This window comes from Streptomyces sp. CC53 (genome assembly GCF_001865245.1).
Classification (GTDB): domain Bacteria; phylum Actinomycetota; class Actinomycetes; order Streptomycetales; family Streptomycetaceae; genus Streptomyces.
Window position 1 is genome coordinate 154,127 of sequence record NZ_MKXB01000151.1, and the last position, 12,957, is coordinate 167,083.

Annotated in this window: 11 protein-coding genes; 3 read left to right on the top strand and 8 right to left on the bottom strand. The window is 75.4% G+C overall.

Annotated features, from left to right (window positions below; translation table 11 throughout):
• Window positions 1-167 precede the first annotated feature (167 nt).
• Window positions 168-1,025: a diacylglycerol kinase gene (locus tag BJP40_RS17020; protein ID WP_071281066.1), complete on the top strand. Its 858-nt coding sequence runs from the start codon at window positions 168-170 to the stop codon at window positions 1,023-1,025.
• Between the two features lie 600 nt (window positions 1,026-1,625).
• Here BJP40_RS17020 and BJP40_RS17025 read toward each other — a convergent pair.
• Window positions 1,626-2,132 carry a GbsR/MarR family transcriptional regulator gene (locus tag BJP40_RS17025; protein WP_071281067.1) on the bottom strand — a complete coding sequence of 169 codons (507 nt, stop codon included), beginning with the start codon at window positions 2,130-2,132 and terminating at the stop codon, window positions 1,626-1,628.
• A 101-nt stretch (window positions 2,133-2,233) separates the two neighbouring features.
• Here BJP40_RS17025 and BJP40_RS17030 point away from each other — a divergent pair, with 101 nt between their 5' ends.
• Together BJP40_RS17030 and BJP40_RS17035 are read left to right on the top strand one after the other, a co-directional pair.
• Window positions 2,234-3,130 (top strand): ABC transporter ATP-binding protein, encoded by an 897-nt coding sequence (locus BJP40_RS17030; RefSeq protein ID WP_071281068.1) that lies wholly within the window; start codon window positions 2,234-2,236, stop codon window positions 3,128-3,130.
• Window positions 3,127-4,728 carry an ABC transporter permease gene (locus BJP40_RS17035; protein ID WP_071281069.1) on the top strand — a complete coding sequence of 534 codons (1,602 nt, stop codon included), beginning with the start codon at window positions 3,127-3,129 and terminating at the stop codon, window positions 4,726-4,728. The genes BJP40_RS17030 and BJP40_RS17035 overlap by 4 nt, the downstream gene beginning before the upstream one ends.
• 249 nt (window positions 4,729-4,977) lie before the next feature.
• Here BJP40_RS17035 and BJP40_RS17040 read toward each other — a convergent pair whose 3' ends face one another.
• The 7 genes from BJP40_RS17040 to BJP40_RS17070 all read right to left on the bottom strand — a co-directional run bounded on the left by BJP40_RS17040 (window position 4,978) and on the right by BJP40_RS17070 (window position 12,850).
• Window positions 4,978-6,183: a cytochrome P450 gene (locus tag BJP40_RS17040; protein WP_071266011.1), complete on the bottom strand. Its 1,206-nt coding sequence runs from the start codon at window positions 6,181-6,183 to the stop codon at window positions 4,978-4,980.
• 362 nt (window positions 6,184-6,545) lie between these two features.
• Window positions 6,546-7,208: a response regulator transcription factor gene (locus tag BJP40_RS17045; RefSeq protein ID WP_071266013.1), complete on the bottom strand. Its 663-nt coding sequence runs from the start codon at window positions 7,206-7,208 to the stop codon at window positions 6,546-6,548.
• The gene (locus tag BJP40_RS17050) at window positions 7,205-8,506 is read right to left on the bottom strand and encodes a sensor histidine kinase (protein ID WP_071281070.1); all 1,302 of its coding nucleotides are present in this window, start codon (window positions 8,504-8,506) and stop codon (window positions 7,205-7,207) included. The genes BJP40_RS17045 and BJP40_RS17050 overlap by 4 nt, the downstream gene beginning before the upstream one ends.
• Before the next feature lie 194 nt (window positions 8,507-8,700).
• The gene (locus BJP40_RS17055) at window positions 8,701-9,588 is read right to left on the bottom strand and encodes an alpha/beta hydrolase (RefSeq protein ID WP_071281071.1); all 888 of its coding nucleotides are present in this window, start codon (window positions 9,586-9,588) and stop codon (window positions 8,701-8,703) included.
• A 108-nt stretch (window positions 9,589-9,696) separates the two neighbouring features.
• Entirely contained in the window at window positions 9,697-11,016 is a 1,320-nt protein-coding gene (gene kynU, locus BJP40_RS17060) for a kynureninase (RefSeq protein WP_177204409.1), read from the bottom strand.
• A complete protein-coding gene (locus tag BJP40_RS17065; RefSeq protein ID WP_071281072.1) occupies window positions 11,009-11,836 on the bottom strand; it encodes a tryptophan 2,3-dioxygenase in 828 nt (275 codons plus the stop codon). Before BJP40_RS17065 ends, kynU begins: the two co-directional genes overlap by 8 nt.
• 126 nt (window positions 11,837-11,962) lie before the next feature.
• Window positions 11,963-12,850, bottom strand: coding sequence for a DUF3152 domain-containing protein (locus tag BJP40_RS17070; protein ID WP_071281073.1), 888 nt, complete (start codon window positions 12,848-12,850; stop codon window positions 11,963-11,965).
• Window positions 12,851-12,957: the final 107 nt, after the last annotated feature.

Genomic DNA, 12,957 nt, shown 5'->3' on the forward strand with positions numbered 1-12,957 from the left:
CACCCCTTCCGGGCGGGGCATGTCCAAGGCCAGGGGCGCAAAACGTCGTACGGCGGTGTACGACAGCAGCCTGGAACCGCTGAACCGGTGCCCCGGAATAGACGAAGCCCCTGGCTCGACGGCGCAAGGGGCTCTTGCACAAAGATGCTACCCGAGGAAGGACCGAGGTGTCGGCTCCCGACCAGCTCCTGGTGGTCATCGACCCGGTCGCCCGCCGCTGTGACGGCGAGTCCGTGCGGATCGCGAAGGACGTGTTGTGCGGCGGCGCCGCCGCGAAGGTGTGCCTGCCGGCGACCCCGCAGGAGTTCGCGCGGGCACTGGCCCGGCGCGGTGGCCGGCGGCCCGTGGTCGTCGGCGACGACCGGGCACTGGTGCACGCCGTGCGGCTGCTGCACCGGGACGGCGAGCTGGACGGGGAGCCCCTGGCGCTGGTGCCGGTCGGGCCGGACGACACGGTGCGGCTCGCGGCGGCGCTGGGTGCGCCGCTGGGCGCGGTGACGGCGGCGCGGGCGGTGCTGGACGGGGTGGAGCGGCGGCTGGACCTGCTGGTGGACGAGCACGGCGGGGTCGTGGTGGGCGGGCTGCGCATCCCCGACGGGACGGCCGCGGCGGTGCCGGACGCACCGGAGGACCCTACGCACACGGTGTGGGGTACGGCGAGGACCCTGGTCCGCACCCTGGTGGGCCCGCAGCCGGCCGCGGCACCCCGGGTGCCGCAGATGCGGGGGCACCGGCTGCGCGTGGAGGCGGACGGGCGGGTGGTCTGCGACGTGGAGGATCCGGTGGAGGGCGTGGCGGTGACGGCGGAGGACGGCGTCGCGGTGGTGGAGGTGCACCCGCGCGCCGGGGCACCGGTCCGGCACACCGCGCGGGCGGTCCGCGTCTCGGCCGCGCCCGGCGCGGACTTCCGCTACCACGCGGACGGGCAGGTCAGGGGCCCGCTGGAGACCCGCACATGGACGCTGCACGCCGCGTCCTGGTCCCTGCTGGTCCCGTCCCCGGCGCTCGCCCCGGAAGCCCCCTGACCCACGGCCTCGCCCCGGAAGCCCGCCGACTGACCGCGTCGGCGCTGCTGCCGCTCTGACCCGCCGGGTCGGCGCTGCCACTGCCCCAGCCTGCACGTCGAAACCCCCACCAGCCCGGCCGGCCCCACCGAGACGGCCACGGCCGCCGCTCCGGCCCACCGCCGCTGCTCCAGCTTGCGGCTCAGCGCCGTCGTTCCGCTCTCCCGGGGGCAGGGCCATCAGGGCCGCCGCGGGGCCCCGGGCCCGCCGGTCTTGTGGACCGCCCCGGTCGCCGCGGGCCGGTGGTCTTCGACCGTGTCCCGCCGCCGCGCGCCCCTCGGCGTGCCGGCCCGCCCCGCTGCCCGGTCGCCCTGCCGGCCCGCACCCGTCGCCAGGCGAACCGGACCCGCGGGGCCCGCCGGGCTCACCAAGGGCCGGCCGGCCTACGCCCCACCCCAGGTCACCACGAGCACACCGGCCCTCCGGCCCCGCCCCGGTCACCGACGGGTACACCGACCCCGCGGCCACACCCCGGCCACGGCGGGGGCATCGCCCCTCCGGCCCCGCCCGGTCGCCGACGGGGACCGCCGTCCTGGCCGGCCCGGTCGCCCTCGGCGGGCGTCAGCCCGCCTTGCGGGCCCGCCAGCGGGCCATGATCTGGGTCATCTCCTGGTGCAGGAACGCGAAGAACTCGGCCGTCTCGGCGATCCGGTCGCCCGCGGGCGTGCCCCGCCCCAGGGTGTCGGCGCCTTCGCGCAGGGTGTTCTCCCAGCGGGTCAGCACCTGGTCCCGCCGGGTGAAGACCTCGTACCACATCTCCTCGTGCAGGACGTACCGCTCGCGGCGCGAGCCGGGGTCCCGCTCGCGGCCGATCATGCTGACCTGCGTCAGGTACCGGACCGCTCCCGACACGGCGGCCGGGCTGATCCGGAGCCGCTCCGCCAGCTCGGCGGAGGTGAGGGCTCCGGTCTCGGAGACCAGCAGCGCCGCGAAGACACGGGACGCCATGCGCGGCATGCCGGCCTGCGCGAGTTCGCCGGCGAAGCGTTCGAGGAAGCGGCCGACCGCCCCCTCGCCCCGCCCGCCGTCCGCCGCGGTGTCGTACGCCGTCTCGCCCGTGCTCCCCATGCGCCCATCGTCTCCCGTCGTCCGGAGCGTCCCGCCACGACCCCCGATTTTATACAGTTCCTTAACTTCACAAGTTTGTGAACGTCGCTTAGCGTCGAAGCATGACGAACGCCATCACCGTCGCCGGACTGCACAAGTCCTTCGGGCGCACGCACGCGCTGGCCGGTCTCGACCTGACCGTCTCGACCGGCGAGGTCCACGGCTTCCTCGGCCCCAACGGCTCCGGCAAGTCCACCGCCATCCGCGTCCTCCTCGGCCTCCTGCGGGCCGACTCCGGCGAGACGCGGCTGCTCGGCCGCGACCCCTGGCGGGACGCCGTCGAGCTGCACCGGCGGGTGGCGTACGTCCCCGGGGACGTGACCCTGTGGCGCAACCTGTCCGGCGGGGAGGTCATCGACCTGTACGGCAGACTGCGCGGCGGCCTCGACCCGGCGCGGCGCGCCGACCTGATCGAGCGCTTCGAGCTGGACCCGACGAAGAAGGGCCGCACGTACTCCAAGGGCAACCGCCAGAAGGTGGCCCTGGTCGCGGCCCTTGCGTCCGACGTGGACCTGCTGATCCTGGACGAGCCGACGAGCGGCCTCGACCCGCTCATGGAGGGCGTCTTCCAGGACTGCGTCCGCGAGGAGCAGGCCCGGGGCCGCACGGTCCTGCTCTCCTCGCACATCCTCAGCGAGGTGGAGAGCCTCTGCGACCGGGTCAGCATCATCCGCAAGGGCGTCACCGTGGAGTCGGGCTCCCTGGCCGAGCTGCGCCACCTGACCCGCACCAGCGTCGAAGCCGAGCTGGCCGCGCCGCCCGACGGCCTCACCCACCTGCCCGGCGTCCACGACCTGGCGGTCGACGGCCACCGGGTCCGGCTCCAGGTCGACTCCGACAAACTGGACGCGGTGCTGCGCTCGCTCACCGCGTCGGGCGTGCGGTCGCTGGTCAGCTCGCCGCCCACGCTGGAGGAGCTGTTCCTGCGCCACTACGAGGACGGGGAGGCCACCCGATGACCGCCGTGGCCCTGGCCCCGGGGCGGCCCCGGCACCTGGCGGGCACGGGCGCGCTGCTGCGGCTCGCACTGCGCCGCGACCGGGTGATGCTGCCGCTGTGGGTGCTGGTGCTCGGCACGATGGTGGTGAGCGGCGGCGGCTCCATCGAGGCGCTGTACGACACCCCGGAGTCCCGCGCCCGGCTCGCGCAGTCCATGTCGGCGAACACCTCGCTGCGCTCCCTCTACGGCCCGGTCTTCGGGGACTCCGTCGGCGCGCTGGTCGCGTGGCGGTTCGGCGTCTTCGCGGCGACGCTCGCCGCCGTGATGAGCCTGGTCGTCGTCGTGCGGCACACCCGCGAGGAGGAGGAGACGGGCCGGCAGGAGCTGCTGTCGTCGGCGATGGTGGGCCGCCGGGCCCCGCTGACGGCGGCCCTCCTGGCGGCGCTCGTCGCGAACACGGCGCTCACGCTGATCATCACCGTGGGCCTGGCCGGCAGGGGCGCCGCCGGCGCCCTGGCGCTCGGGCTGGCCGTGGGCCTGACCGGCATGGTCTTCGCGACGATGGCGGCGATCGTCGCACAGGCGACGGAGAGCGCGCGGCTCGCCAAGGGCGCGACGTCGGCGGTGCTCGGCCTCGCGTTCCTGCTGCGAGCCGCCGGCGACGCGGGGGAGGACGCGGGCGGCTCGCCGCTGACCTGGCTGTCCCCCGTCGGCTGGGCCGAGAACGTGCGGGCCTTCGCCGGGGACCGCTGGTGGGTGCTGCTGCTGTCCGCCGCCGCGGTCGTGGCGCAGGGCGTCGCCGCGTACGTGCTGACGGGCCGCCGCGACATCGGCATGAGCTTCGTCCCGGCCCGTCCCGGCCCCGCCGAGGGGCGGCTCGCGACCGCGGGCGGCCTCGCCTGGCGGCTCCAGCGCGGCAGCCTGATCGGCTGGACGCTGGGCTTCCTCGTGGCGGGGCTGGTGTTCGGCGGCATGGTCGAGGGCGCCGCCGACCTCGTCGGTGACAACCCGCAGGCCCGCGAGATCTTCGAGCGGGTGGGCGGGGCACAGGCCCTGACGGACGCCTTCCTGGGGGCGCTGCTGGGCATGTTCGGCATGGTCGCGTCGCTGTACGCGGTCGCCGCGGTGCTGCGGCTGCACGGCGAGGAGACCTCGCAGCGGGCCGAGCCGGTGCTCGGATGCGCCGTGGGACGGTTGCAATGGGCGGCCGGTCACCTGCTGATCGCGTTCGCGGGACCGGTGCTGATCATGGCCGTGGCCGGGGTCGGCATGTACCTCACGTACGGCAGGGACCTCGGCCCGGTCCTGGGCACGGCGGCGGTGCAGCTCCCCGCCGTGTGGCTGCTGGGCTCCCTCGCCGTCCTGCTGCACGGCGCGTTCCCGAAGGCCGCGGTGGGCGCGTGGGGGGTGGCGGGCCTGTCGCTGGCGATCGGCTGGATCGGTCCGGCGCTGAACCTGCCGCAGGCCGTGCTGAACCTGTCCCCGTTCGGCCACCTGCCGAAGCTGCCGGGCGCGGACATGGCGTGGCCGCCGGTGGTGGTCCTGCTGGTCCTGGCGGCGGCGCTGACGGCCGCGGGCCTGGTGGGGCTGCGCCGCCGCGACCTCGTCACGTCGTGACGGCCCGGGCGGGGCGGTAGGCGTGCGGGGGCGCGGCTCACGGGGCGGCGCGCGGCGCGGCTGCTCACGGCGTGCCTCGTGTTGCGGCAGCGCACACGGAGGCGGTGCACGGCGTGGCGGCCCGGGCGGATACGGCTCGCGTGCGGCGCACGTGGGGGCGGCTCACGGGGCGTTGCGCGGCGCGGCGGCTCGCGCGGGCACGGCTCGCGCGGGGGCGGACCCTGCCGTGCCGCCCCCGCTCTCGGCGGCTCACGGGGTGACGAGCAGTTCCTTCAGCCCGCGGATCACGTAGCCGCCCTGCCACTGCGGCTCCCGCACGAGCCGCAGCGCGGGAGCCCGCCGCAGGAGCTCGCCGAAGGACGCGGTGAGCTCCAGACGGGCGAGCGGCGCGCCGAGGCAGTAGTGGATGCCCGCCCCGAAGGCGAGGTGGGGGTTGTCGGCCCGCCCGAGGTCCAGGCGGTCGGGGTCGGAGAACCGGGCGGGGTCGCGGTGGGCGGACCCGAAGAGCAGGGCGACCTCGGAGCCGCGCGGCACCGTCACGTCCCCGATCTCGATGTCGTCCAGGACCCAGCGCTCGAACATCTGCAAGGGCGTGTCGTAGCGCAGCAGTTCCTCCACGGCCGTGGACAACGCCACCTCGCCGGAGCGCAGCGCGGCGAGCTGCTCGGGGTGGCGCAGCAGCGTCCACCAGCCGTTGGCCGTGGTGTTGACGGTGGCCTCGTGCCCGGCGTTCAGCAGCAGCACGCAGGTGGACACCATCTCCTGCTCGCTGAGCCGGTCACCGCCGTCGTGGGCGGCGACCAGCGCGGAGACCAGGTCGTCCCCCGGGTCCTTCCGGCGGGCGGCGATCAGCTCCCGCAGGTACGCGGAGAACTCGACGGACGCGGTGACGGCCCGCCGCGCCGTCTCCTCGTCCGGGCGCAGCTCGAACATCCCGCAGATGTCCGCCGACCAGGGCCGCAGCAGATGCCGGTCGCCCGCCGGAATGCCGAGCATCTCCGCGATGACCGCCACGGGCAGCGGCTCCGCGACCCGCGCGAGCAGGTCGCCTCCCCCGTCCGCCACGAACGCCTCGACGAGTTCGGCGGCCAGCCGCTCCACGGTCGGCTTCAGCCGCTCCACGGTCCGGGGCGTGAACGCCTTGGACACGAGCCGCCGGATCCTCGTGTGGTCGGGGCCCTCCAGGTCCAGCAGCCCGTGGCCGTTCAGCACGTGGAACGGCTCGTGCTCGGGTGGCGGCGGGGTGCGCCCGAACTCCTCGTGGCCGAAGCGGTGCAGGTACGTCCGCCCCAGCCGCCGGTCCCGCAGCAGCGCGGACACGTCCGCGTGGTGGGGGACGAGGTACTGGCCGCTCGCCGGGAACCAGTGCACGCGCCCCGCGGCGCGGAGCTCCTCGTACGCGGGGTACGGGTCCGCGACGAAGGCGGGCGACCAGGGGTCGAATGCGGTGTCCATGCCGGGACGGTACTCCCCCGCCCCGCCGCACGGACCGGGCCTGCACCACATCCCGCACAGCACACCCGGGCGCCGCGTCCGCCCGGCTCCCGCTACGAGACGCGCCCGCGCGACTCCCACACGCCACGGAACCGCGCCACTCCCGCACGAGACGCGCCCGCGGCGCCCGCCGGGACCCGTCCGCGCGGCTCCGGCCCTCGGCGGACCCACACGACCCCCACACGCCACGGACCCGCGCCGCCCCCGCACGCCACGGACCCACGCCGTCCCCGCACGAGACGGGCCCGTGCGACTCCCGCACGCCCCAGAGCTGTCCGCCGGCGCCAGGGACCCGCGCCGCTCCCGCACGGGGCGGGCCCGCGCTACCCGCCCGGGTGGACCAGCCTCGCCTCGTACGCGAAGACCGCCGCCTGGGTGCGGTCGCGCAGGCCCAGCTTCACGAGGATGCGGCTCACATGGGTCTTGATCGTGGACTCGGCCACCACCAGGTGGGAGGCGATCTCGGCGTTGGACAGGCCCTGGGCGATCAGCACCAGCACCTCCGTCTCGCGTTCCGTCAGGTCCCCCACCTGGTGGAGCGCCGAGGCCCGCGGCGCCTCCGCGCGCTGCGCGAACTCGGTGATGAGCCGCTTGGTGACCGTCGGCGCCAGCAGCGCCTCGCCCGCCGCGACCACCCGCACCCCGTCGGCGAGCTGCCGCGCGGAGGCGTCCTTCAGCAGGAAGCCGGACGCGCCGGCGCGCAGCGCCTCGTACACGTACTCGTCCAGGTCGAAGGTCGTCAGCACCAGCACCTTCGCGTGCGTCTGCGACGCCGTGATGCGGCGGGTCGCCTCGATGCCGTTCATCTCCGGCATGCGGATGTCCATCAGGACGACGTCCGGGGCGAGCTCCTCGACCCGCGTGATCGCCTCCCGGCCGTTCACGGCCTCACCGACCACCTCGATGCCCGGCATCGCGTTGAGGAGCACCGAGAACCCCTCCCGCACCATCATCTGGTCGTCCACGACCAGGACGCGGATCGTCACGGCGCCTCCTCCTTCGCCACCGGGAGGAACGCCGCCACCTCGTAGCCCCCGTCCTCCGTCGGTTCCGCGGTCAGCTCGCCGTTCAGCATCGCCACCCGCTCCCGCATGCCGGTGATGCCGTGGCCGGCGCCCGGGGACGGCTTCACCAGGCCCCTCGGCGGGCCGTTCAGCACCCGCAGGCCCAGGCCGCCCAGGACGTAGCCCAGTTCGACGCGGGCCGAGGCGCCCGGCGCGTGCCGCAGCACGTTGGACAGCGCCTCCTGCACGATGCGGTACGCCGACAGCTCCACGCCCGGCGGCAGCTCCCGCACGGCACCGGTCACCGTCTTGTCGACCACGAGACCGGCGTCCCGCACGTTCGCCAGCAGCGCGTCCAGGTCGGCCAGCGTCGGCTGCGGCGCCTCCGGGGCCTGGTAGTCCTCGGCCCGTACGACCCCGAGGACGCGGCGCAGCTCGGTCAGCGCCGCCACCGCGTTCTCGCGGATCGTCGCGAACGCCTGCTCCAGCTCCGGCGGCGGGTTCTCCACCCGGTACGGCGCGGCCTCCGCCTGGATGGCGACCACCGACATGTGGTGGGCCACCACGTCGTGCAGCTCCCGGGCGATCGTCGTCCGCTCCTCCAGCAGGGTCCGCATCGACCGCTCCTGCGCCGTCACCGTGCGCTCCGCCGTCACCTCGCGCTGCGCCTCGCGCCGCACGTGCAGCAGCGTCACCGTCAGCAGGGCCAGGGCGGACGTGAAGAGCAGGGCGGCGGTGTTGCTGTCGTACCCGTAGCCCAGCACGGTCCCGGTGACCGCACTGAACAGCGCGGTCACCAGCCACATCCACGCCGCCGTGCGCGGCCGGGTCCGCGCCGCGACCACGGTCGTCACCACCAGGTGCGCGAAGAACACGACGGGCGGCCAGGGCCAGCCGTCCCCGCTCGACCCGAAGAAGGCGTACGGCAGGGGGCTCGCCAGCGACACCCAGAACGCGGCCACGGGCCGCACCAGGGTGAGCAGCACCGCGGCCGCCGGGACGAGGCCCGCTCCGATGAACAGGCCCATGTCCTGCACACCGGCGAGGATCAGCAGCGCGGCGGACGCCACCGCCGCGTGCCGCAGCCACACCGCGTACCCGCGGACCCGGTGCGGCAGCCGCCGCACCAGGCGGCCGTCCTCCGGCAGCGGCGGCAGCGGCCGGTACGCGAGCGCGTCGTCCAGCAGGTCGGCGCGCAGGCTCTGGAGTACTCCCCTGGCGTGGTCCAACTCGGGGCTGCGGCCCCCGGCGGGTATGCGCCGCGTCGTCGTCTCGTTCACGTCGGAAACGGTACGGGGGCGGGCGCGGGGCCCGCGTCGGCTTGCAGACGGGTCCTGACACGTCCGTCCTGAGTACTACACGGGCCGCGACGAGTCGTACACGCAGGGCCGCGGAGGCCGGGCGCGGTGGCACGGCACGCTCCCGCGCGCCGCGGGCCCGCCGGGCCCGCGCGGTGGCGGCCGCGGCCCGGCGGCTACCACGCGAGCTGGGCGATCTCCTCCGCGACCACCGCGCACGCGTCGGCCGCCGGGTCGATCAGCGGGAAGTGACCGACGCCGTCCAGCACCGTCAGCCCCACCATCTCGCCGGCCTGCGCCGCCGCGTCCGCGTACGCCTCGGCGACGTCGAGCGGTACGACGGAGTCGGCCCGGCCCTGGACGACGGCCGTCGCGATGCCCGTGGGCAGCAGGACCGCCGGGTCCACCACCGCCGAACGCTCCGCGAACCCTCCTTCCCCGCCCAGGAGTTGCTGCACGGCGCCGCCGCACACCCCGAGCTCCGCGGCCCGCCCGAAGTGGGCGATCGGGGCGAGGGGCACCACCCCGCGCAGCTCCGGCGGCTCGGACAGCCGCCACGGCGACCCGGCGGGCAGCACATGCCGGGCCGCGGCCCACAGCGCCAGGTGCCCGCCCGCGGAGTGCCCCGTCAGGACCGTGCGCCGCAGGTCGCCCTGCGGCAGGTGCTCGGCCGCCAGGGCGGGCAGCGCGTCCATCGCCGCCGCCACGTCGTCGAACGTGTCGGGCCAGCGCCCGGCGAGCGGACCGTCGCCCGACCCGCCGCCGGCGGCCCGCGGCGCCGGGATCTCCGCGCCCCGCCGGTACTCGACGCTGGCCACGGCGAAGCCGCGGCGCGCGAGGAAGTCCGCCAGCGGGGAGACGTGCCGCCGGTCGTACGGCGCCCGCCACGCGCCGCCGTGGAACAGCACCACCACGGGGACGCGGTCCGCACGGTCCCGGGGGGCGTAGAAGTCGACGATCTGGTCGGGGTGGTCGCCGTACGGGGCGGTGGAGTCGGGGTCGACGGCCGGATGCGACAGCGCCGATGCTTCCTCGGCGGCGTCGCGCGCGGCGGGGTCGGGCATGCTGCTCAACCTTTCGGTGACGGGGCCGAATTGGCCTGACCTGCGGGGACGGTATCAGGACCGGAGTCCCGACGGCCGCCCCCGCCGGATCAGGGCCGAACACGGGCGCTACGCCCCCGAACACACCTCCGCGCACACCTCGGCCAGCACGCGTGCCGCCCGCTCGGTGTCCGCGAACCCGACGTACAGCGGGGTGAACCCGAAGCGCAGCACGTCAGGGCGGCGGAGGTCGCCGACGACGCCCCGCGCCACGAGCTCCCGCATCACCGCGGGCGCCTCGGCGCAGGCCAGCGCGACCTGGCTGCCGCGCTCCGCGTGGGCCGTCGGCGTCAGGGACCTGACCGTGCCCTCCGGGACGTACGCGGCGACGCACTCCAGGAAGAAGTCCGTCAGCGCCAGGCTCTTGGCCCGCACCTCCGCGAGGTCCACCCCGTCCCACACGTCCAGCGCCGACTCCAGCGCCAGCATGGACAGGATGTCGGGCGTCCCGACCCGGCCCCGCAGCGCGCCGTCCGCCGCCGCGTACCCGGGGGTCATCGCGAACGGGTCGGCGTGCGAGTTCCAGCCGGGCAGCGGCGAGTCGAAGTCCTGCTGGTGCCGCTCGGCGACGTACAGGTAGGCCGGCGCGCCGGGCCCGCCGTTCAGGTACTTGTACGTGCAGCCGACCGCCAGGTCCACGCCGTGCTCGTCCAGGCCGACCGGCAGGGCGCCCGCGCTGTGGCACAGGTCCCACACCGCGAGGGCGCCCGCCTCCCGGACGGCCGCGGTGATGCCGGGCAGGTCGTGGAGGCGGCCGGTGCGGTAGTCGACGTGGTTGACCAGCACGGCGGAGGTGCGCGGCCCCACGGCGGACGGCACGTCGGCGGGCTCGACGGGCACGAGACGGCAGCCCGTCATGCGGGCGGCGGACTCGGCGATGTACCCGTCGGTCGGGAAGGTGGTCGCGTCGACGAGGATCTCGTCGCGCGACGCGCCGCCGCCCGCGAAGTCCCTCAGCCGTACGGCTCCGACCAGCGCCTTGAAGACGTTCACGCTGGTCGAGTCGCCGACGACGACCTGCCCGGGCGCGGCCCCGACGAGCGGCGCGATCCGCTCGCCGATCCGCTCGGGCGCGGTCCACCAGCCGCTCTCGTCCCAGGAGCGGATGCGCAGCTCGCCCCACTCGTGGCTGAGGACGTGCGCCATCCGCGCGGGCACGTGCCGGGGCAGCGCGCCGAGCGAATTGCCGTCCAGGTACACCACCCCGTCCTCCAGGGCGAACAGGTCCCGCCGCTTCGCGAGGGGGTCGGCGGCGTCCAGCGCGGCGGCCTTCGCCCGCAGGTCGGCGGCGTGCGGGGGCGCGGCAGCGGTCCCCGGCGGCGGGACGGCGGCCCGGGGGCGCGGTGCGTCGGGCATGGCGGCGGTCTCCGTGCGGGGGGCGTCAGACATGGCTGCGGGCCGTCCAGAGCTCGGGGAACACGTTCTTGCGGGCGCGCTTCTCCAGCCAGGCCACCCCGGCGGAGCCGCCCGTGCCGGTCTTGGCGCCCATCGCGCGGCGGGTGGCCACGAGGTGGTCGTTGCGCCAGCGCCACACCAGCTCGGCCACGTCGGTGAGCAGCTCGCCGAGCCGGACGAGCTCACTGTGCTGGTCCCGGTCGGCGTAGACCCCGGCCCACACGGCTTCCACCTCGGGCGACGGCTCGTAGCGCTGCGACAGGTCCCGTTCCACGGCCTCCGCCGGCACGGGCAGCCCGCGCCGGGCCAGCAGCCGCAGCACCTCGTCGTAGAGGCTCGGCTCGTGCAGGGCCTTCTCCAGCTCGGCGTGCACGCGGGGCGCGCCCCGGTGCGGGACGAGCATGGACGCGGACTTCTCGCCGAGCAGGAACTCCATGCGGCGGTACATCGCGGACTGGAAGCCGGAGCCCTCACCGAGGGCGGAGCGGTACGCGTTGAACTGGGCGGGGGTGAGCCGCGCCAGGGGCTTCCACGAGGCGTTCAGCGACTCCAGCTCGTACACCGAGCGCTGGAGCGCGTCCATCGCGACGGGCAGGTCGTCCTCGCGCAGGGCGCGGGACGCGGTCTCCCACTCGTGGACGATGACGGTGAACCACAGCTCCATGACCTGGGTCGTGACCAGGAAGACCATCTCTCCCGGGTCGTCCGAGAGAGGGTGCTGGAGGTGGGTGAGGACGTCCGCCTGGACGTAGTCCTCGTAGGGTGTGGTGCCCCCGAAGTCAAGGTTCGGTGCGGGGGTCGACGAAGCAGACATCGCTGTCTCCAACAGTGTGTGCTACCGGGTAGCGGTCCGCTCCTTCCGTGACGGTGGTGGAGCCCCGGTCCCCTCGGAACCCGGCGTGCGCGCTCCTTGTGCGCCGTGCACGCGGTCCCGGTCGCATCATGGCACGATCGGACCGGTGATGTAACGGCCGTCCTCGTCATACGGCCACGCGTTGGAGACGCACCCCTTCAGCCCCTTGATCTGCTGCATCATCACCGGTGCGGGCTTGCCTGGCCCGGGGCAGCCCATGTGCGAGCGGATGCCGATCTCGTGGCCCACCTCGTGGTTGATGATCAGGTGCCGGTACTCGGCGGGGGTGCCGGAGAAGGTCGGGGAGCCGAGCATCCACCGCTTGAGGTTCACGACGACGCCCTGCCGGGTCTCGCAGTTCAGCTCGCCGCGGGTGTTGAGGCCCTCGGCCAGGCACAGCCGGTCCGCGGTGGCGGGCGTGGCGATGAAGACGACGAAGTCGGCCCCTTCGTCGACGAGCTGGAACGATCCCCTGCCGTGGGCGGCCCAGCCCCGCGGGTGGGCGAGGATCTCCTCGATCTCGTGGGCCGCCTGGGTGGCGGACAGGTCGATGCCGTCCTCCACCTTGACGGTGTAGCGGCGCAGCGGCCCGGTGCCGACCTTGTCGCCCGCGGCCCGAGCGGCGGTGAAGGTGCCCTTGCCGGAGTGCGGCACGGTGCTCTTCGACGGGCCGGGGGACGTGCTGGGCCGGGTGCTGCCGCTGGTGCCGGGGCTCGGCCGCGCACTGTGGCCGGCACTGGCGGAGGGGGCGGCCGGGACCTTCGGGGAGGCCGGGGCGGAGGACCGCGCGTCCGGCTGCGGCGAGGCGGCGGGGGCGGCGCTCCCGGCCTCCAGATGGGCGAGGGCCGCGCCGCCGCCCAGCGACAGCACGCCGAGGGCGACACCGCCCAGCACCATGCGGGTCCGCAGCCGGTTCCGGCCGCGGACCCGCCTGCGATCTCGACGCCCCTGCGCCCTGGCACCACGCTGGCCCACGTGTCCCCCTCCCCCGTGCGCACGCCGGCGGGGTAGGTGGGTCGGCCCGGCGCACACTATTCGCTGATACGTGCGATCGTACCGGTCGGTCACTCCCCACCACCGAA